Origin of the sequence: Kordiimonas gwangyangensis DSM 19435 = JCM 12864 (assembly GCF_000375545.1) — a bacterium.
GTDB lineage: Bacteria > Pseudomonadota > Alphaproteobacteria > Sphingomonadales > Kordiimonadaceae > Kordiimonas > Kordiimonas gwangyangensis.
Map to the genome: position 1 here is coordinate 1 of NZ_AQXF01000003.1, position 19,550 is coordinate 19,550.

Consider the following 19,550-nt stretch of genomic DNA (forward strand, 5'->3'; position numbering starts at 1 on the left):
TCTGCTGCCAGAAGAAAATGTTTTTGCTGGAACGGTGACCTTGTCCCGCAACCAGGTTATCGAAAAGGCCCGGCGCGATCGTGGGTTCGTAATAATACATATAGGGACGGTCTGGGCCGGGGAGGCCTATATTCGTGCATGGTCTGGCGAATGAACGCGAAAGCGAGGACAGTACCTTTTGTCGTTCGCCTGTTTCAGTTTTTCTGTAGTGGCTCACACGATAAAGCGGGGTCATGCGGTAGAGCGTGTCGGGCAGGCCATCACCGTTGAGGTCAATGTGTGCGACAGCCAGTTCAGCCNTGAGAAGCTGTGCGTCAAGTTCCTCCGCAATCCCGTCCATGAGGCGGGCCCTTATNTCCGGCGGAATCTGGCCCGACCTNATGATCTCATTCAGTTCCGTAAACTTCAGTTGCCGGTCCGGATCGGCGGTGTTGATATCCAGGCTGTTCCAGAGNACAGCCGTTCGCATCAGCTCCNGGTGTTCAGACGGCTCAAGNGATTGCCATTCGGGGAATGAAAAATCCTCGGAGCCGGGAGGAACCGCGACACCGCAGAAGTTCAGTTTGGTGAGTTGAAGCGCTTCGAGCCCGCGGGCGATCTCGCTACAGAAGGGGCCACCACCAAAACCGTCATAGGTTTGTTGCAGTTCAAACTTGTTCGGCGTGTTATCTGAATCTTGGGCGGGTGAGCTCTCATCCGCGCCGGTGAGGTCGCAGGCCGTTGCGGCGGGAGCCACGGCGGCCGACCAAAAGCATATCGCCACGGACCACATGACAGCCTTGAGGCCGCGCCCTATGCTTTCTGAAGTAAAGCCTGTCGTGCGCTGGAATGTTTTCATTACAGCATCTCTTCAAAATATGTGCCTGATGAACAGATGCTATCCAGCGCAACCACAATTACAACTTATGAGGTTAATTTTAAGTAAATTTACCAGCATGATGAGCTTGTGCGGCCCCCTGTGGCAGAAAGTGCTCCCTTGGACTTGTTGAGGTGTCCTTGATGTTCAGGCCGCTGGGCACGCATAATCCACCACTCCCCCCGCTTTGTAATGTTGACATTGCAAATCATTCTTAATAGCTTGCCCGCAACTCGGTACTCAGGCGGGGGTGGGGCGTTGGCGCTTCTGCCCTGCTGCACGCGCACAAACAGGGGGTCGCGATGCCACACTTATCACCAGTTCTTGTGCTGCTCGGGCTTGCGCTCGCGCTTTCGGGCGTTCTGGTCCTCCGGTATACATGGGGCAGGAAGGGCGTGCGCTCGCGCATGGAAGTGAGTGCCGGTTGGGGGCTCATCGCCGTGTCCTTTGTGCCGTGGATCATGGCCAGCACGGGCGACTGGGGCGCGGCCCTTGCGCTCGCCGCTTTCATGACCATCGGTGTGGGCTTCATCACATATGCCGCCCTACGCCAGCCCGCGGGCCGCAAGGCGCGGGCGCCGCGGGAAGCGCGCACCAGCACGCCAGAGAAAAGCCCCATCAACTGGAAAGCGGGCGGCAGGCGGGTGTTTACCTTCCTGCTCGCCGGTCCACTCGCGGGGGTGGCGGCGCTGACGCTCAGCCTGTGGCTTTATGGCGCGATGGCGCATTCTGAGCCCACGCTCCGGCTCTTTGCCATCCTGTTTGCTTTCCCGCTTATCTGGGCGGTGCTCTCTATTTTCGCGACCTATGACATGCCGGTCATCAAGCGTGGCGGCATTGTGGTTCTAAGTGGTGTGCTCGGTGCGCTCGGCACTCAGTTTCTGGTTTGAGGGGAACGATCATGGCGTCTGATATCAATATGGATACTGCGGCTGGCAAAGCTGGCAAGGCCGGGTTTGTGGCGCAAATGCTCTCGGGCCACTCGGCCGTTGGGCTGGCGGTTGGCGCGCTTATGTATATCCTGTGCCTTTCGGGCACGCTCATGGTCTTTCATGAAGAATTCGCCCGCTGGGAACAGCCTGAGGTGCCTGAATTTGCAGGCAGCGCCGCACCCGCTGCCGTCGCCCGCGCGGCGGAGGAGGGGCTTGCCCGCACGGATGACGTGCCGCACCACTATTATGTCAGCCTGCCACACGCCAGCATGCCGCGCCTTGGTGTCTCACTCGATGGGGAAGCGAGCTGGTACGCGGACGCGGACGGTAACCTGACCACCCCCGTGCATCATCCGTGGACCGAATTCCTCGAGGGCCTGCATTATTACCTGCACCTGCCCACCACGCTCGGCCTCACGGTTGTGGGCATCCTCGGTGCCATGCTTGTGGGCCTCGTGATCTCGGGCCTTCTCGCGCACCCGCGTATCTTCCGCGATGCCTTTGCCATGCGCCTCAAGGGCAACAAGCAGCTGGCGGAGGCTGACCTTCATAACCGCCTCAGTGTCTGGGGGGCGCCGTTCCATATTCTGGTGGCGCTGACGGGCGCGGCCATTGGCCTTGCCTCCGTGCTCTCATATTTTGCGGCCACCACCTATCTGGACGGTGACATGGAGGGTTTTTATGAGCCCGTGTTCGGTTCAGACCCGGCGGAGAATATGACACCTGCGCCCATGCCCGATGTGGCGGCGGCGATGGGGAATTTTAGCACTGCCCACGAGGGGCTGACGCCCACCTATATCATCATGCACGAGCCGGGCACTTTAGGCCAAAGCGCCTTCATCCTCGCGCAGCATCCGGCGCGGCTGATTTATGGTGACAATTATTATTTTGACGGCGCGGGTAACCTGACCGGCACGCTCGGCCACGCGGATGGGCCTGCGGGGCAGCAGATCATCGCTTCCGCCTATACGGTGCACTTTGGCTCCTTTGGCGGCCTGCCGGTGAAAATCATCTACGGCATCCTCGGGCTTGCCATTTCCATTGTCTCGGCCACCGGGGTGAATATCTGGCTCATCAAACGGCGGGAGAAGGGACGCCCCGCCCCCCGGCTTGAGCTTGCCTGGGCTGCCACCATCTGGGGTACGCCGCTCGCGCTCGCCTTTTGTATGGTGCTGCCGTCCGTGCTCGCGGTCGAAGGCACGCTCCTCAATGCCATGTTCTGGCTGTGCCTGTTGGTGCTGGTCAGTATCTCGTTCGCCTTCACGGACCGCGCGGCCTTCTCACGCCTGCTGCGGGGCGTGACTGGCCTCATGATCATCGCCGCTGTGCTCATCAAATGGGGCACCTATATGGGGGAGGTGAATTCCCCTGTCGCGGTGGCGCTGAATGTGGTATTCTTGGGCGCGGCACTTGCCTTTTTGTGGGCCGGCTGGCCGGTGCGCGCGCGGGCTCAAATGGTGGCGTCAGCGGCAGAGTAGGGTGTGCGGAAAAACCCGCACACTTTCCGCACATATCCCGCACAGTTTCCGCACAGATCGGGCTGATTTCCGCACATTTACCGCACAGGGTTTGCACACCTGTGCGGGCAATTTTTGGCGGATTTCCTCAGATTCCGGGTGGGCGCGGGAAGAAGGCGTTGGTGCGTTCCATATAGCGCGCATAGCCCTCGCGCCGCTTCATCATGCCGCGTTCGGTCATCGGCACGCCGGACCATTTCATCAGGATGAAGCTCATCATCAGCGGGGCGAAAATAAGCGCAAGGTCATGGCCGATAAGCCAAATTCCCCACCAGACGCAGAAGTCGCCGAAGTAGTTCGGGTGCCGGGTCCAGGCCCACAGACCACGGTCCATGATCTTGCCCTCGTTGGCCGGGTCGGCCTTGAAGCGCATCAACTGCCAGTCGCCCATGGCCTCAAAATAAAACCCGATCGCCCACACGGCCGCCCCCGCCAATGCGAAGCCATCAAGCGGTTGTGGGTTGTCGCTCAGGATGCCAATCACCGGCGCGGAGACCACGAGGATCAGCGCACCTTGCAGAATGAAAACGATAAAAAGCGAGTAGATATGGCGACTTAGCCCCTCGCGCGGTCCGAGGATTTTTTTGTAGCGTGCATCCTCACCGTGGTTCAGGTAGCGCCACAGAAGGTAGGCCGAAAGCCTGAAACCCCATAGGCTGAGGAGGGTCAGGGTGAGGACCTGGGTGTCCCCCAGTTCCATCAAACCGAAGGCTGCCGCGAAGGCGGTGATCACAAAACCGGTGCCCCAGAAAGCGTCAATGAAGCTCACGTGCCCGCGCAGCATGCTGATGACCCACAGCAGCAAAACCGAAACTCCGAGCGCTATGGCTCCACTCACATACAAATCCAGCATGACCCCTCCCGGTGCGTAATAACTGTTTATGGAAATACGGCTTTTCGGCCCAAGTCGATCACTTTTTTTCCGCAATCAATTGCCGCCTCCCCTAAAGCCGGGCTATATGGGGGGCTGGAGGACGAGCATGAGCGAACAGGCAACCATCATTGATTTCCTGAGCGCCAGCCTGAAAGGGCTGGAGGCTTCCGGTCGTCCGCTCCTCAGCCCGCGTGAGCAGGAAGTGGCCGATGATATCGCCGCATCGCTTGACCGTGCGCTCGAGACCATGGTCTCGGAACTTGAGGCTGTGGCCTCGTGCCAGCAGGAAGATGACGGTCAGGCAGAAGAGGAACTGCCGCCGTTTGAGGCTTTCTGTGTTGGCCTCAAGCGTATTGGGGATACGCTTATTCCGCATCTGGTGTCAGAGTTCCGCGCGGCGTGTGCGAAGCGCGGTGCGCCGGTCAGGCCGTTCAGCTGGATCATCCGCGCGCGGGCCGATGCCTTTGTCGCCTACCTTCTGCAGGTAGCGCAGGTGCACGGCCTTGCCTTTGATGACAATCTGGAGCGGGTTGGCAAAAACGAACAAATCATTCTCGCGCACTTGGGGGCGGACCTCCGCATGCTCATGCAGCGCGAACTGGACAAGCTTGAAGCGTAGCGGCAAATTCCGTTCAGCAATCGTTCAGTCTTGCTTGGTTAGGGTATAGGGGAAAGTGAGCAAGCCGTGAGAACAAAAATGCAAAAAAAAGCTTTGTGGCCAACGCTTATCGTCGCCCTTGTGGCCTTCGGTGGGCAAAGCCTCGCTGAAGACCAAGGCGAGATGACGCGCTCGGAAAAGCGCCTCGCACGTGTCATGGAAGACTATAAGGCAACCGGCGAAACCAAAAGCTGTGTGCCGCTGCGTTTCCTGCGTGATTCGACGATCATCGACGACCAGACCATCTTCTTCAAAGGCGTTGGCAAGACCGCCTACATCAACCGCATGCCGCACCGCTGCCCGCGCCTCGCCGCGGAAGAGCGCTTCATGTATTCCACCTCGATTTCCATGCTGTGCCGTATGGAAATCATCACCGTGCTCGACAGCTTTGGCCGCCAGTGGGGCAGCTGTGGTCTCGGTGAATTTGAGGAAATGGAGAAGCTGAGCAAGGCGGAAAAGGCTGAGCGTGACCAGCAAAATCCTGCTGACGATGGCAGTCAGGGCGACTCTGAATAAATTTGCCTGATCCTCAGCTTGCGGCGGCCCAATCAAATTGAGCCGTCGCTGAGTGTGGGGCGTCTTGTCGCATCGCCCGTGCGTTTTGTCGCATTCGCATTCACTCGGGCCTCGGATGGGTTCATACCGCGTTTTGTAACAATATTACAAAGTGGACGCGAGGAAACCCACCATGAAACTTACGGAGCAGAGCCTGAAAAACCCGGCTGCTGTCATCGTCGTTGCGGCGATGATGGTGCTACTGGGCATTCTCATGCTGACCAAATTACCGGTCCAGCTATTCCCGGCGATTGAACGCCCCCAACTTGCAGTACAGACCTTCTGGCGCGCGGCCAGCCCTTCCGAGATTGAATCCGAGATTATCGAACCGATCGAGGAAGTGATGCAGGGCATCTCTGGCCTTGAAGAGATGCGTACCTTCTCGAACCCGAGCTTTGGCTTTGTCTCCCTCGAGTTCGCGCTTGAGACCGACATGGATCACGCGCTGATTGAAGTGATCAGCCGCCTGAACCGCCTGCCGCCTTTGCCGCAGGATGCCGACCGCCCGCAGGTTCTGATGAACGGTGGTGACCCGTCCGGCGAGACTTTGATTTACCTTTTCACCCAGTTCACTGAGGACAGCAAACTGTCCCAAAGCGACTATGTGACCTTCATCGAGGATGAAGTGGTACCGCGCCTTGAAGCTGTGGAGGGTGTATCCCGCGTATCGGTTGAGGCAGGCAGCGGCTTTGGTGAGCAGCTTCAGATCGAATTTGACGCGGTACGCGCGGCCGAGCTTGGCATCAGCATCAACCAGATCGCCCGCGTGATCGGCCGCACGGTCGATAGCTCCGGTGGCTATCTTGATGTGGGCCGCCGCCGCTATCTCCTGAATTTCCAGGGCCGTTATGAGCCGTCCGAGCTCGCGGCACAGATCATTGACTGGCGTGACGGCCGCCCGGTAACGGTGGGCGATATCGCCACCGTGCGCGTGGCCCCGCCACCAGCCACACAAGTGGTTTATCAGAACGGCAACCCCGCCGTGGGTATGCGTATTGTCAGGAATAGCGGTGCCAACGTGCTCGCGACGATTGACCGCCTGACGGAAACTCTTGATGAGCTGAACGCTGGCATTCTGGCCGAGAAGGGTATCTCGATCCAGAAGTCGTTCGACCCGTCTGTGTTCATCAAACGCGCCATCAACCTTCTGACCACCAACCTGTTTGTGGGTGTGATGCTGGCGGTTGGCGTGCTGTGGTGGTTCCTCAGGCAGGTGCGGGCGACCATGCTGATCGCGCTCACCATCCCTGTGTGTTTGCTGACCACCATCATTGTGCTGGCGCTCTTTGGCCGAACGGTGAACGTCATCTCGCTCGCCGGTCTCGCCTTTGCGACCGGTATGGTGCTTGATGCCGCCATTGTGGTGCTTGAGAATATCGTGCGGCTCAGGGAACGGGGCGAAAAACCGAACCTCGCGTCGCTCATTGGTGCCGGGCAGGTATGGGGCGCACTTCTGGCCTCGACCGCCACAACGGTTGCCATCTTTGTTCCCATCCTTTTCCTCAAGGATGTGGAAGGCCAACTGTTCGCCGACCTCGCGCTAACCATCGCAATCGGCGTTGGTATCTCGCTCATCGTGGCGGTGACCATCCTGCCGGTGGCGGCTGAGCATTGGCTCAAGAAACTGCCGGTCAACGACGATGCGGGCGGCGGCGCGAAGCGCTTTGCCGGCAAGCTGATGACCCTCACTGGCACGCCGATGCGCCGTATTGGCCTGATCGTGGGCCTGATGAGCGGTGCGGTTGCCCTCAGTTGGGCGCTGCTGCCGAACCTCAACTACCTGCCGCCGGTGAAGCGTGACGCGATTGACGCCTTCATGCTGTTCCCGTCGGGCGCGAATGTTGAGACCATCGACAAGGAAATTGCGCAGGTTATCGTGAAACGCCTTGAGCCTTATATGAAAGGCGAGAAAGAGCCCGCGCTCCGTAACTATTACATCATCACCTTCCCGAACGGGGCTGCCGGTACACTTGGTGTGCGCGCCAAGGACCAGGAAAAGGTTGAAGACCTCCAGAAGCTGATCAACGAGGAAATCCTCGTCGGCTTCCCGGATGTGTTTGCCTTTGGTCAGCAGGGTAACCTGTTCGGCGGCTTCGGTGGCGGGGGCTCGGTGCAGCTCAACATCCAGTCGAAGGATCTGGAAGCGCTGCGTGATGTCACCTCAACCGCGATGCAGCTGGTGCAGGAGAACCTGCCGGGGTCCCGTGCGCAGCCGAACCCGGACCCGAACGTGATTTCGCCTGAGCTGAAAATCCACCCGAATGACCGCCGCCTGGCTGAAGTAGGCTTCACCCGCAACGATGTGGCGAACATTGTTCGTGCGCTTGGGGACGGCATGTGGCTTGGCGAGCACTTTGACGGTGAACGCCGTGTGGACATGATCCTGAAGTCGCAAGACTGGGCCGAGCCTGAAATGCTCGAAAGTGTTCCAATCTCCACGCCCAATGGTGGCACAGTGGTGCTGGGTGACCTTGTGCAAATCGAACGCGGCGTTGGCCCGACCTTCGTGCAGCGCCTTGACCGCAAGCGTACCGTGACCCTCAATATCAACCAGCCCGACGGCATGGCGCTTGAAGACATGATCGCTATCCTGAAGGACAAGGTTGAACCGCAGTTGAAGCCGCTGCTGCCGGCAGACGGCATCATCAGCTATGGCGGTGACGCGGACGCGCTTGACCGTGCGGTTGGGTCTCTGTCGCTCAACTTCGTGCTGGCACTTGGCCTGCTGTTCATGATCCTCGCGGCGCTCTTCCGCTCCGCCCGCGATGCCTTCTTTGTGGTGATCACCATCCCGCTCGCGACGGTGGGTGGGGTGCTGGCCCTGAAAGTCCTGAATATGGTGTCCTTCGCGCCGCTCGACCTGCTGACCATGATCGGTTTCATCATCCTTCTCGGTCTTGTGGTCAATAACGCCATCCTTCTTGTCGCCCAGACCCGGTCTGGCGAAGAAGAAGGGCTGACACGTGATGAAGCGGTCGAGCGTGCGCTTGCGCTCCGCATCCGGCCAATCTTTATGAGCACACTGACATCCATCATGGGCATGCTGCCCCTTGTGCTGTTCCCCGGTGCGGGCAGTGCCATCTACCGCGGCATGGCCACAACAATCGTGGGCGGCATGACCGTATCCACAATCTTCACCCTGGTGCTGCTCCCCTGTCTCCTGCGTTTCCAGGAAACAGGCGTGCTTCAAGCTGCGTTCGCGAAACTGCGTGGCCGCAAGCTGCACCCGGCAGAATAATAAAATGCGAGGAATGAGAATGTTTACATTGAGCAAATGGAAAAAGGGTGCGACCGCCGCTGTTCTCGCGGTCACACTCGCGGGCCAAAGCACCATGGCGATGGCCCAGCAACAACAGCCGCCGGCCCTTGTGGAGGTGGCGGAAGCCAGTGCGGAGATGATGGCGCCACAAGCTTTCATGCCCGGCACCGTGGTGAGCCGCAACGACAGCCGCATCGCGGCCGAGATTGCGGGCCTCGTGAAATGGGTGGCACCTGAAGGTACGCTCCTGAAGGAAGGCGACGTGATTGCGGAGATCGACGACCGTAATCTGAGGCTCGCGTTCGAGCGTGCCAAAAGCCAGGTCAAGCGCCTTGAAGCACGTGTGGCGTACCTCAAGTCCGACCACCAGCGGGTGCAGGAACTGCTGGAGAACAAAAACGTGCCGCCAAGCCGGGTGGAGGAAGCTGAAAGCACGCTTTTGATGACGACGGAAGAGCTGGCGCAAGCCCGTGTCGCAGTGGAGCAGGCGGAGATTGACCTTGACCGCACCAAGGTGCGCGCGCCTTTCCCGGGCCGTGTGGTCGAGCGCCTCGCGCAGGCTGGTGAATATTCCACGCCCGGTCGTCAGATCGCTCGCCTTGTGGACACCGAACACCTTGAGGTCAGCGCACAGGCACCAGTGAACCTTTCGGCGCTTCTGGCGGATGGCCAAAATGTTGTGCTCAAGCGGGACGCGCAGGTGCTCGATAGCGCCATCCGCGCCATTGTGCCTGTGGGCAACAGCCTGAGCCGCACGATGGAAATCCGTGTAAGCGTGCCTGAGGGCAGCCGCTATGTGGTGGGCACTGCCGTGCAGGTTGGTGTGCCTGCGAGCGAGCCGCAGCAAGTGGTCTCCGTGCCGCGCGACGCGCTCGTGTTGCGTGTGGACGGCACCTATATTTACCGCGTGAAGGAAGACAATACGGCTGAGCGCCTTTTGGTGAACACCGGTGCCGCCACCGGCAAACGTGTCGCGATCCTTGGCGGGATCGAGAATGGTGACAAGGTCATTGTGCGTGGCGGCGAACGCCTGCGCCCGGGCCAAGCGGTACAGCTGCGTGAAGAAAGCATGCAGCTCGCCAACGGTCGCTAGGGCCTGCGGCTCAATGTTCAGAGTTGCCGATGGAATACCCCGATAAAAACAATGTTGGCGATGGCTCCCAAGGGGGCCATAATGCCCGCGACGCGGCGACCCGTTTTGGCTTGCCCGTTCGCGGGCTCGCCGGCATTTATGGCGATGACCCGAGCGTGAATGTAAGGGAACATCGGGGGCAGCTGTCGGGTATGGACAGGCTTTTAAGCTCGAAAGAGCATACTTTCTGGATCTTCCAGATCTGCGGTTGGACAGGATACAGCTTCCTGCGGACTTTCCAGGCCATCACCAATGGCCAGGACCTTTTCTATTTCTCGTGGGTGATTATCGCCGCCGCTTTTGTTGGCCTGTCGATGACCACGCTCTTGCGCCAGCTTTACCGCCTCGCGCGCGAGTGGCCGCTGCAGTGGCTGCTGCTGTTTGTGGTGGTGATCTGCGGTGCCTGCGGGCTTTTGTTCTCGATGATCGAGCTTTATATCGCGCCCATGATCGTGCCGGGCCTGCCGCCCTTCACCGGGCTTGAGATGTTCGGCAACGCCATGTTTGAGACCACGGCGCTGTTTGCGTGGTCCGCGCTTTATTTTGGTTACCACTACTACCAGAGCATGCGGGAGCAGCAGGAACAGGTGCTGAAGGCCACTGCCATGGCGCACCAGGCGCAGCTCAAAATGCTACGCTACCAGCTGAACCCGCACTTCCTCTTTAACACGCTCAACGCCATCTCGACCCTCGTGCTGGAGCGCGCGGAGGCGGACGCGAACAAGATGCTCACCAAGCTCTCAAGCTTCCTGCGCTTCACGCTTGTGAACCAGCCCACCCAGCGCATCACGCTGGAGCAGGAGCTTTATGCTCTAGGGCTTTACCTCGATATCGAGAATGTGCGCTTTGGCGACCGCCTGAAGGTGGATTTCGATATTGAGGAAGACGCCAAAACAGCCCTGATCCCGAGCCTCCTGCTGCAGCCGCTCATTGAGAATGCGATCAAATATGCGATTGCTCCGTCGATTGAAGGCGGCACCATTTCAGTGGCCGCGCATGTGGATGGCGGCAACCTTGCTATCGTGCTCAAGGACACGGGGCCGGGCATTGAAGACCTTGATAATATCGTCAGCCAGTCAGGCTCGGGTGTTGGCATCGTCAACACCAAGGAACGGCTGATGCAGATTTATGGGCCAAACCACCGTATTTCGCTGCAAAACCTGCAGCCGGAAGGGCTTGGCATTTTCATTGAAATACCTTGTGAACGCGAGAAACGCCCTTAACTTTTAATGAATAAAATGGGGCCCATAATAAAACGGGGAAAAACGCGATGGCCAAAATACGTACCATACTTGTCGACGATGAACCGCTTGCGGTCCGTGGGCTTTCAATCCGGCTGCAGCCGTTTGAGGATGTCGAGATTATCGGCACCTGCTCAAACGGGCGTGAGGCGGTGAAAGCCATCAAGGAACACAAGCCCGACCTTGTCTTCCTTGATATCCAGATGCCGGGTTTTGACGGCTTTTCCGTTGTGCGCTCACTGGTGGGCGAGGCGGAAATCCCGCTTGTGGTGTTTGTCACCGCCTATGACCAGTATGCGCTTGAGGCGTTTGAGGCCCATGCGCTCGATTACCTCCTCAAACCGGTGGAGGAGGAGCGGTTGGCCGAAGCCATCACCCGCGTGCGTGAACATATGGCGCAGCGTATCGCCATTGAGCAAAATGCGCGGCTCGTGGAACTGATTGAGAATATGCAGGACCCGCCGGTTGAGGCGCTCACTGCACTTCTCGAGAAGCCGGTTGAAAGCAAGGATACGCGCTTTGACCCTCACCTGCGCATCAAGGACCGGGGGCATATCACCATTGTCGACATCTCGGACGTGGATTTCATCGACGCGGCGGGCGACTATATGTGCATCCATGTGGGCGACAAGACGCATATCCTCCGTGAGACCATGAAAACCATGGAACGCCGCCTTGACCCCAAAGTGTTCCAACGCGTGCACCGCTCCACCATCGTGAACCTTGATAAGGTGCGCGAAGTGAAGCCGCATTCAAACGGCGAATGTTTCCTCACGCTTGAGAACGGCATGGAACTGAAAGTCAGCCGTTCCTACAAGGACGTGGTAGGCCGCTTCCTTTAGGGCGTGCGACGTTAGGCAAAACAAAAAAGCCCGCGGCGGTTGCTGCGGGCTTTTTGCTTGGACTGGGCGAGCAGGTGTTACTTCACCCGCTTGCCGTACATCAGCGCCTGCAGAAGTGCTTCACTGCCGTTCGGGCGGTGCTCGGCAACGGCTTGTTCCAGCCGCTTCACGATCACGGCAACCTTTGCGGAAGCTTTAGCGACAATCGCATCGGCTTTCGAGAAATCGTCGGCTTCGGCGGCGGCTTTGACTTCCGGAACAAAGGCTTTGCCGAGCTTGTCGTAGTCAGCATAGGCGGTTTTGACGGCTGCCTCGATCGCGCCGCGGTCGCAGGAGGTTTTCACGTGGCTGAAGTCGAACGTGTAGCGTCCGTCCTGTGGGGCCATGCCGCGGAAGGTCATGGCGAAATTCTCATAGGTCGAGGGGGCGTTATGCAGATCAGCGAGACGCATGGCCGGCAGGTCATAGCGCCATGCCCGGCCCCAGGCTGCATAGGTCTCGCCGCTCATGTTGTTGGCCAGGGTTTCCTCGACATAAAGGTCACAGTCGCGGCTGGCTTCCCACAGTTTGCGCACAACAGGCTCGTACTGTTTTTCGTTGAAAGCGAGGTCTTCCGGTGTGGCGACCTGTTCTTCGGTGTCGCCATAGTCTTCATCCGCGGCGGTATCTTCCTCTGCGGCATCTTCGGCCATGGCCTGCTCAGCAGCACTCACCATCATGGCAACCTGCATTTCATTCATTGGTGCCAGGATCTGCTCGAACTGCGCGCGGGCCGCGGCCTTGTGTTCTTCCGGCAGAGCCTTGATCAGGATTTCAAGCGCTTCTTTCTGGTAGGGTTTCAGCTCAACCGCCAAGGCGGGCACGGCAAAAAGTGTTGCGGCCACAAGCGCGGCGGTAAAGGTTCTGGACAGCATTTTATGCTCCGTTTTTGGTTGTCTATCCTCGTAGCGCTGCGCTCATATCCCGGATTTCTCCCATTCGCAACTACGATTTTGATAGCAAATGCCGGAATCCGTATTTTGCTGAACCGCTGATATAGCGCCGCGCAACTTTGGTTGAGACCCGGGCCGTATCGGGCTAGGCTCGCGCAATCAAACAACCCCGTGAGCATACACGCCCATATGAAAAAGAACCTGCCGCCACCGTCGGTGCCCAAGCACCTCGCCATCGCTGTCACCTTCCATTATGTGGAGGAGCGGCTAACCTTCCTCAGCCGTATCAGCGACCATTTCGCTTCGCTTGCCGACAAGCTGACCGTGTTCATCGTTACCAACGTGCGCGACCGGGAGCGGGTGGCGAAAATCGAAGGTGCCGTGGGCGGCAAGGGTTTTGAGGTAAACTTCCTCGCGCCCATCGCGCTTGGGCACCCGTTCCTGCTCACATGGTCGCACTTCGCCGTGTTCCACAAATTGATGCGCGACGAGAGCATCAGCCATTTCATGTATCTTGAGGACGACATCCTCATCCGGCGCGAGAGCATGGAATACTGGATTCAGGGGCGGGAGCTGTTGCGCGCGACCAAATTCTACCCCTCGTTTTTGCGTGTTGAGCAGAAGGCGGATAGCGAGCGCTGGTTCGCGTCAGACTGCGTAGGTCGGGTTGAGGTGGCGAAGCTGCCACGGGTGAAGTTCGGTGACGAGCTGTGGTTCATCGGCCTGCCGCGCCCCTATCAGGGCATGTACCTGCATGACCGCGCGCAGATGACGGAGCACCTGCTCGGCAAGTCCGCCGTGCCGCAGGGCCATCCGCTCGGCTGGGGTATCCGCGAACATGCGGCCACTGGCCTCAGTGTATGGGACGTGCCGGAAGGTTTTTATGGCCGCAATCTCATCGCCTATTGGCCGAATGAGGGCGGCCTGGACGACCGCGCCTTCATCCACCACACCCCAAACAACTACGCCCAGTCGGACGACCCCAAACAGCCGTTTGGCAAAGTGCCGGTGGATCAGCTGTTGATTGGCTAGGCCACAGCACTAGGGGCGCACATTCTCGACGATTTCGAAGCGGCATTGTTGAATGCTTTCAATGCACGATATGCTGTAGCCATGTGATGCGCTCATCGATGGGTATGATTCCTCGGCGGTTTGGACATAGTCAGCAATCAATGTGTATTGAGAGAGGCGCCATACGGGAGCGAGTGACGCCGGGTCAAAAGTCGCGAGAAACCGACTATCCAGTGTTGCATATACATCCGTTTGGCGAATTCGGTGCACTATCAACTTGCCGGCACTCTCAGACCCCAGATCGATAGTTCGCCTGTATGCACAGGTAAGGCCCTCAACGCTGAACTGACTCTCAGGGAGCTTAGCGTCGAGCAACGAATAAGAAACCTCTCTCCAAGCAAAGCCGGGTTCTTTGATCAGGTGGCGAACGTCTGCGACTGGCACATTCTTGCGCCGATCAATGCGAACATGCCAAAGCCCCTCTTCCATTGCCGACGGCAGCTCTGCAAACGTGGGGCACTGCATATATGATTTTGGGGTGGGGACACTGACAGGGGCAGGAAACACTGGCGTTGAAACCAGTATAAGGAGCGCTGGGAAGAGCATATGTCGGCCATTGGTTCGCATATGCTCTTGATACTAGCGCAAAATGTGTCAAACCACGGGCACATGCTCCATCAGCCTTGGGCCCATGCGCAGGGGTTCGATGCGTTTGGCGAGGCCGGTGCGGTCGTCGGTCTCGATGAAGGTGCCGCAGATGGTGGCTTCACCCTCGGCGGGGCTGTAGCGTTCCTTGTTCATTTTGGTGAGGAAGCGGCTGATGGGCTCTTCCTTTTGCATGCCGATAACGCTGTTATAGTCGCCGCACATGCCAGCGTCGGTCTGGTAAGCTGTGCCGCCATCAAGGATCTGGCAGTCCGCGGTGGGCACATGGCTGTGGGTGCCGACAACAAGGCTCACCCGGCCATCAAGGAAGTGGCCCATGGCCATTTTCTCGGACGTGGCTTCGCCGTGGAAGTCCACCACAATGGCGTGCACCGCAACGCCCATGCGGTATTTCTTGAGCACCGCATCAATGGCGCGGAACGGGCATTCCATCGCGTTCATGAACACCCGCCCCATGGCGTTGATGACCATGACCTTCTTGCCGCGCGGGGCATCATAGATCGCGAACCCACGGCCCGGCGTGCCTTCAGGATAGTTGATGGGGCGCAGAATACGGTCATCCGCGTCAATGACGTTCAGTAACTCCTTCTGGTCGAAGGTGTGGTTACCGCCAGTGATAACGTCCGCGCCGGCCTGAATGGTGGTGCCTGCAATCTTGGAGGTGAGGCCAAAGCCCGATGCGGCGTTTTCGCCGTTCACAATCACAAAATCGAGCTTGAGCTTTTCACGTAAGGTGGGGAGGGCGTCTGCGGCGGCGGAACGGCCCGCGCGGCCCATCAGGTCCCCTAGAAACAAAAGTCGCATAAAATCGTTGCCTACTGCTTGTCGTTTGGCGCACGCATGTGGTGTTTATACGGCCTTCTTGCGCGGCAGGATCACGCCTTCTTCGGTGATCACGCCCTGAAGCGGCCAGTCGTGCGCCTCTCTCGGCACATGATCAACGATTTGTGCGCCAAAGGCAAAGCCAAATGCCTTGATCTCGGAATGTGCGGCGAGTGTGCGGTCATAATAGCCACCACCCCAGCCAAGACGGTAGCAGTCTTCGTCATAAGCAAGCAGCGGCACGATGAGCGCATTGGGCACCACTTCGGGCGCATCAGCACTTGGGTGCATGGTGCCGAAGGGGCCAGCGTCCAGGGGGTCACCTTCGCCCCACAGGCGGAAGGTAAGCGGTGTGGCCTTCGCGGTCACCACCGGCAGCGCGGTGCGGTAGCCGGCGCGGGTGAGTGCATGCATCAGGAAACGCGGGTCCAGCTCATCGCCCATCGGCAGGTAAGCGCCGATGACGGCATGTTTCTCGAAGCTTGAGAACAGCTTGAGGCCATGTGTGGCCGCTTTCTCAGCCGCCGCAAGGCCATACATCTCATGCGCGCCCATGCGGATACGCTTTGCGTCCTCGCGCATGGTCATTTTGTCAGCAATCACCAAACCAGTGCTCTCTCATAGCGGTGAGGAATTCAGTAGTGATGGGAAATCCAGACGCAGAGCCTAGCACGGAATCAATATCGCATTCCGGGCAAAGGGCAGTCTCGTCATTCGGATCTGTCCACTGCGTAATCTGTTGCGGTGAGAAAATAGTGAGGCAATAAAAACAACCACATGTCTCGCTCGCCAATATTTCAGCGCGGTGATAGATAGACTTTTTATGGGCGGCCTTAAGCTGCTGCGTCATGTCCATGGCTATCGAATTCCTGAACGGGGCAGAAGGATGGGTGCGGGACCGCTGCTGCCGTTTGAAGTGTGTACCCTCTGGAACCTGACTAAGCAGGTGGGCGCCGTATGGATAGGACCACGGTCCAGTCCAGGGACAGCTCCCTAGAGGTGTTTATAGCCCCAGGGGTTACTGCGTATCGCACGCACAGTGCAGTACCCGCGAGGGCTTATGTAAGCTCTCAAGGGGCTTTCTGCAATAGGGAGTAGAGGGCTCAGCTTGCGGCCAGCCGGTCGTTGATGCCTTCAATCTCCATGGCGACCTCATTCAGCACCGATGCCATGTCCTCTTCGGTGAGGCCAGTGCCCAGCGCGGGGCCACCCTTTCCGTTCATGGCGTCCTGCAGTTCGTCCGCGATCAGCACAGCAGCCATGAGGAGCAGGCGGTTTTCTGCCACATGGCCAAGTTTGGAGGTGAGGTCGGTGCATTTCGCGTCCACATAGGCCGCGAGTTTGGACAGCCGGTCCTGGTCGCCTTCCGCACAGACGAGGGGATAGGTCTTGCCGTTCACATTCACATTGATCTGGGCCATGTTATGCGCTCCCTACCATGGTCTCGAGCCGGCCAATGGCACCGTCAAGCTCGCTGCGCACGCTCATGCGCTCTTCCTCAAGTTCCAAAACGCGGGCTTTCAGTTTCGCGTTCTCGGCCTCAAGCTCTGCGGTGGCGCTGCCGTCCTCGCCATTGCCCCACGCGGCGGACTTGGCGTCTTCTGCCGCTTCAAGTTCGTCCTGCAGATGGGCATATTGGCGTTTGAGCAGTTGGTAATTCTGTTCCAGCGAGGCTTTCTCGGCCCGCAGCGCTTCCAGTTCGCCGCTATCGCCCGCCGGTTCAATCAGCGCATGGGCGGCAACCTGCTCATGCAGTTTGAGGTTTTCTTTCTCAAGCGCGGTGACGCGGGCGACAAGCGCCATTTTCTCTTCCGCGATCTCACGCGCGGCGCTCACGGTGTCCCGCGTGCTGGCGACACCTTGCGCAAGCCGCGATAGCGCGCTTTCGAGTCGCGTGCGCGCGCTCTCCAGCGCGTCGGTCTTGTTGTTCGTTGCCATCGGAATGGTCCCCCATTTGCCAGCGTAGCAGAAGCATGTGCATTTGCGGCTGGATTCGGCTTGTTTCCGGGAAAGATAGGAGGTTGGGGGCGGGGGCGTCAATCGCCATTCCGCGTGCGGGGGCGAATAAAAGCGCGCGCTTTCGGCCTAAAAGCCGCTTCTCGGTTGACTAGCGGGGCCTTCCCCGCCATTTTGGCCGCAAAATTTTGAGGCGGCTTTCGCATGGCTACCACCAAGGCTCGCGTGTGCCGCGCACCCCATGAGACAAGTAGACCCACATGCACGATACTGACATCAGCCAAGAAGACATCCTGAACACCCGTATGGCGAACGCGATCCGCGCCTTGTCGATGGACGCCGTACAGAAGGCCAATTCCGGCCACCCCGGTATGCCGATGGGCATGGCCGACGTGGCAACGGTGCTGTTCACGAAATTCCTGAACTTTGACCCCGCGTGGCCGACCTGGCCGAACCGTGACCGCTTTGTGCTGTCCGCGGGTCATGGCTCCATGCTGATCTACTCGCTGCTGCACCTCACGGGCTATGAGCGCCCGACGCTCGAAGACCTCAAGAACTTCCGCCAGCTTCATAGCCCGACCGCGGGCCACCCTGAGTTCGGCGAATGCCCGGGTGTTGAAACGACCACTGGCCCCTTGGGCCAAGGTCTCGCAACCTCCGTCGGTATGGCGATTGCTGAGCGTCTGTCGAACAAGGAATACGGATCGGACATCACCGACCACTATACCTATGTGCTCGCCGGTGACGGCTGCCTTATGGAAGGCGTAAGCCAGGAAGCTATCTCGCTTGCCGGTCACCTGAAGCTCTCCAAGCTCATCGTGCTCTGGGACGATAACTCCATCTCCATCGACGGCGGCACCGACCTGTCGACGAGCGAAGACCAAAGCATGCGCTTTGAAGCCGCTGGCTGGCACGTACAAGCCGTTGACGGCCACGACATGGAAGCCGTTGAAGCTGCCATTCAGGAAGCGAAAAACAGCGACCAGCCTTCGATGATCGCTTGCCGCACCACCATCGGCTACGGTTCGCCGAACAAGCAGGGCACGTCCGCGACCCATGGTGCGCCGCTCGGTCATGACGAGATTGCTGCAACGCGCGAATTCCTTGGTTGGACAGATGAGCCTTTTGTCATCCCGGCTGACGTGCGCGATGCATGGCTTGAAGCTGGCAGCCGCGGCAAAACTGTTTCCGCTGAGTGGAAGAAGAAATTCGACGGTCTCGACGCTTTCGTGAAAGAAGACTTCGAGCGCCGCATGAACAAAGACATGCCGAAGGGCTTCACCGCTGCGATCAACGAATATAAAGCCAAGCTTGCCGCTGAGCCTGTGAAGGTTGCGACCCGCAAGGCAAGCCAGATGGCGCTTGAAGTGATCAATGGTGTGGTGCCTGAGACCATCGGCGGTTCCGCTGACCTCACCGGCTCCAACCTCACGAAAACGAGCCAGACCGCGCCGATCACAGCGGACGATTTCTCCGGCCGTTACATGTACTACGGCATCCGCGAGTTCGAGATGTGCGCTGCCATGAACGGCATGGCACTTTATGGCCAGCACGTGCCTTATGGCGGCACCTTCCTCGTGTTCACCGACTATGCTCGCCCGGCCATCCGTCTCGCAGCGCTGATGAAACAGCGCGTGATCTACGTGATGACGCACGACAGCATCGGCCTCGGTGAAGATGGCCCGACCCACCAACCGGTGGAGCATATCCCATCCCTTCGCGCCATGCCGAACCTCAATGTGTTCCGCCCGTGTGACGCGGTTGAAACCGCTGAGTGCTGGGCGCTGGCGATGGAAAGCAAAGAGACACCGTCTGTTCTCTCGCTCACCCGTCAGAACACCATTCAGCAACGTGTCGAGCACACCGATGAAAACCTCTGTGCAAAGGGCGGTTATATCCTCAAGGAAGCATCTGCCGCACCGCGTGTCGTGCTGCTCGCATCCGGTTCCGAGGTTGAGCTTGCTGTAGCAGCCCGTGACATTCTCGAGGCTGACGGCGTGCCGACCCGCGTTGTATCCGTGCCGTGTACCGAGCTTTTCGACGCGCAGGATGCAGCCTACAAGGCATCGGTTCTGCCGGAAGGCACGATCCGCGCGTCTATCGAAGCCGCATCCACCTACGGCTGGGCCAAATATACCGGCCTTGACGGCGTGAACATCGGTCTCGACAGCTTCGGTGCTTCGGCACCGGCGGAAGTGCTTTATGAGCATTTCGGCATCACCACCGACGCGCTTGTTGCAGCGGTGCGCGAGAAGCTTTAAGAAAGCATTAACAAAATTATATAGCCCCTACTGACC

At 58.9% G+C, this 19,550-nt stretch carries 16 protein-coding genes and 1 other RNA gene; 10 read left to right on the forward strand and 7 right to left on the reverse strand.

Annotated elements, in window-relative coordinates; translation table 11 throughout:
• The first annotated feature begins 1,158 nt into the window (after positions 1 to 1,158).
• Both B150_RS0108330 and B150_RS20225 read left to right on the forward strand, forming a co-directional pair.
• The gene (locus B150_RS0108330; protein WP_020399451.1) at positions 1,159 to 1,746 is read left to right on the forward strand and encodes a hypothetical protein; all 588 of its coding nucleotides are present in this window, start codon (positions 1,159 to 1,161) and stop codon (positions 1,744 to 1,746) included.
• An 11-nt stretch (positions 1,747 to 1,757) separates the two neighbouring features.
• The gene (locus B150_RS20225; protein WP_020399452.1) at positions 1,758 to 3,266 is read left to right on the forward strand and encodes a PepSY-associated TM helix domain-containing protein; all 1,509 of its coding nucleotides are present in this window, start codon (positions 1,758 to 1,760) and stop codon (positions 3,264 to 3,266) included.
• A gap of 127 nt (positions 3,267 to 3,393) precedes the next feature.
• On the opposite strand, the gene B150_RS0108340 is transcribed toward B150_RS20225, so the two are convergent.
• Positions 3,394 to 4,158 (reverse strand): DUF1295 domain-containing protein, encoded by a 765-nt coding sequence (locus tag B150_RS0108340; protein WP_020399453.1) that lies wholly within the window; start codon positions 4,156 to 4,158, stop codon positions 3,394 to 3,396.
• A gap of 127 nt (positions 4,159 to 4,285) precedes the next feature.
• Between B150_RS0108340 and B150_RS0108345 the strand changes: the two genes are divergently transcribed.
• The 6 genes from B150_RS0108345 (at position 4,286) to B150_RS0108370 (ending at position 11,866) form a co-directional block, all read left to right on the forward strand.
• A complete protein-coding gene (locus B150_RS0108345) occupies positions 4,286 to 4,798 on the forward strand; it encodes a hypothetical protein (RefSeq protein ID WP_020399454.1) in 513 nt (170 codons plus the stop codon).
• Positions 4,799 to 4,876: 78 nt separating this feature from the next.
• Positions 4,877 to 5,353 carry a hypothetical protein gene (locus B150_RS20230; protein WP_020399455.1) on the forward strand — a complete coding sequence of 159 codons (477 nt, stop codon included), beginning with the start codon at positions 4,877 to 4,879 and terminating at the stop codon, positions 5,351 to 5,353.
• Positions 5,354 to 5,525: 172 nt separating this feature from the next.
• A complete protein-coding gene (locus B150_RS0108355; RefSeq protein ID WP_020399456.1) occupies positions 5,526 to 8,630 on the forward strand; it encodes an efflux RND transporter permease subunit in 3,105 nt (1,034 codons plus the stop codon).
• Between the two features lie 19 nt (positions 8,631 to 8,649).
• A complete protein-coding gene (locus tag B150_RS0108360) occupies positions 8,650 to 9,744 on the forward strand; it encodes an efflux RND transporter periplasmic adaptor subunit (protein ID WP_020399457.1) in 1,095 nt (364 codons plus the stop codon).
• Positions 9,745 to 9,773: 29 nt separating this feature from the next.
• Positions 9,774 to 11,006 (forward strand): sensor histidine kinase, encoded by a 1,233-nt coding sequence (locus tag B150_RS0108365; protein ID WP_020399458.1) that lies wholly within the window; start codon positions 9,774 to 9,776, stop codon positions 11,004 to 11,006.
• A gap of 47 nt (positions 11,007 to 11,053) precedes the next feature.
• Positions 11,054 to 11,866, forward strand: a complete 813-nt coding sequence (locus tag B150_RS0108370; protein ID WP_020399459.1) for a LytR/AlgR family response regulator transcription factor — start codon at positions 11,054 to 11,056, stop codon at positions 11,864 to 11,866.
• Between the two features lie 77 nt (positions 11,867 to 11,943).
• Here the strand turns inward: B150_RS0108370 and B150_RS0108375 are convergent, their stop codons facing one another.
• Entirely contained in the window at positions 11,944 to 12,780 is an 837-nt protein-coding gene (locus B150_RS0108375) for a hypothetical protein (protein ID WP_020399460.1), read from the reverse strand.
• Positions 12,781 to 12,987: 207 nt separating this feature from the next.
• Between B150_RS0108375 and B150_RS20235 the strand changes: the two genes are divergently transcribed.
• Entirely contained in the window at positions 12,988 to 13,830 is an 843-nt protein-coding gene (locus B150_RS20235) for a hypothetical protein (RefSeq protein ID WP_020399461.1), read from the forward strand.
• A 633-nt stretch (positions 13,831 to 14,463) separates the two neighbouring features.
• On the opposite strand, the gene B150_RS0108390 is transcribed toward B150_RS20235, so the two are convergent.
• The 5 genes from B150_RS0108390 to B150_RS0108410 form a co-directional block, all read right to left on the reverse strand.
• The gene (locus tag B150_RS0108390) at positions 14,464 to 15,279 is read right to left on the reverse strand and encodes a TIGR00282 family metallophosphoesterase (RefSeq protein WP_025896233.1); all 816 of its coding nucleotides are present in this window, start codon (positions 15,277 to 15,279) and stop codon (positions 14,464 to 14,466) included.
• 45 nt (positions 15,280 to 15,324) lie between these two features.
• Entirely contained in the window at positions 15,325 to 15,900 is a 576-nt protein-coding gene (locus tag B150_RS20240) for a 5-formyltetrahydrofolate cyclo-ligase (protein ID WP_025896235.1), read from the reverse strand.
• Positions 15,901 to 16,188: 288 nt separating this feature from the next.
• A non-coding RNA gene (gene ssrS / locus B150_RS22995) (6S RNA) lies at positions 16,189 to 16,348 on the reverse strand.
• 52 nt (positions 16,349 to 16,400) lie between these two features.
• Entirely contained in the window at positions 16,401 to 16,718 is a 318-nt protein-coding gene (locus B150_RS0108405) for a cell division protein ZapA (RefSeq protein WP_020399466.1), read from the reverse strand.
• Position 16,719: 1 nt separating this feature from the next.
• The gene (locus B150_RS0108410; RefSeq protein ID WP_020399467.1) at positions 16,720 to 17,235 is read right to left on the reverse strand and encodes a hypothetical protein; all 516 of its coding nucleotides are present in this window, start codon (positions 17,233 to 17,235) and stop codon (positions 16,720 to 16,722) included.
• A gap of 308 nt (positions 17,236 to 17,543) precedes the next feature.
• On the opposite strand from B150_RS0108410, the gene tkt reads away from it, so the two are divergent.
• Positions 17,544 to 19,514, forward strand: a complete 1,971-nt coding sequence (tkt, locus tag B150_RS0108415) for a transketolase (RefSeq protein ID WP_425311192.1) — start codon at positions 17,544 to 17,546, stop codon at positions 19,512 to 19,514.
• The last annotated feature ends 36 nt before the right edge of the window (positions 19,515 to 19,550 follow it).

What these genes read in the sequence shown, in the direction of transcription:
- B150_RS20230 (WP_020399455.1), top strand. Translation starts at nt 4,877, where the DNA reads ATGCAAAAAAAAGCTTTGTGGCCAACGCTTATCGTCGCCCTTGTGGCC.
- B150_RS0108375 (WP_020399460.1), bottom strand. Translation starts at nt 12,780, where the DNA reads ATGCTGTCCAGAACCTTTACCGCCGCGCTTGTGGCCGCAACACTTTTT.
- B150_RS20235 (WP_020399461.1), top strand. Translation starts at nt 12,988, where the DNA reads ATGAAAAAGAACCTGCCGCCACCGTCGGTGCCCAAGCACCTCGCCATC.
- B150_RS0108365 (WP_020399458.1), top strand. Translation starts at nt 9,774, where the DNA reads ATGGAATACCCCGATAAAAACAATGTTGGCGATGGCTCCCAAGGGGGC.
- B150_RS0108390 (WP_025896233.1), bottom strand. Translation starts at nt 15,279, where the DNA reads ATGCGACTTTTGTTTCTAGGGGACCTGATGGGCCGCGCGGGCCGTTCC.
- B150_RS0108355 (WP_020399456.1), top strand. Translation starts at nt 5,526, where the DNA reads ATGAAACTTACGGAGCAGAGCCTGAAAAACCCGGCTGCTGTCATCGTC.
- B150_RS0108405 (WP_020399466.1), bottom strand. Translation starts at nt 16,718, where the DNA reads ATGGCCCAGATCAATGTGAATGTGAACGGCAAGACCTATCCCCTCGTC.
- B150_RS0108345 (WP_020399454.1), top strand. Translation starts at nt 4,286, where the DNA reads ATGAGCGAACAGGCAACCATCATTGATTTCCTGAGCGCCAGCCTGAAA.
- B150_RS0108410 (WP_020399467.1), bottom strand. Translation starts at nt 17,235, where the DNA reads ATGGCAACGAACAACAAGACCGACGCGCTGGAGAGCGCGCGCACGCGA.
- B150_RS20225 (WP_020399452.1), top strand. Translation starts at nt 1,758, where the DNA reads ATGGCGTCTGATATCAATATGGATACTGCGGCTGGCAAAGCTGGCAAG.
- B150_RS0108360 (WP_020399457.1), top strand. Translation starts at nt 8,650, where the DNA reads ATGTTTACATTGAGCAAATGGAAAAAGGGTGCGACCGCCGCTGTTCTC.
- B150_RS0108330 (WP_020399451.1), top strand. Translation starts at nt 1,159, where the DNA reads ATGCCACACTTATCACCAGTTCTTGTGCTGCTCGGGCTTGCGCTCGCG.
- B150_RS0108340 (WP_020399453.1), bottom strand. Translation starts at nt 4,158, where the DNA reads ATGCTGGATTTGTATGTGAGTGGAGCCATAGCGCTCGGAGTTTCGGTT.
- B150_RS0108370 (WP_020399459.1), top strand. Translation starts at nt 11,054, where the DNA reads ATGGCCAAAATACGTACCATACTTGTCGACGATGAACCGCTTGCGGTC.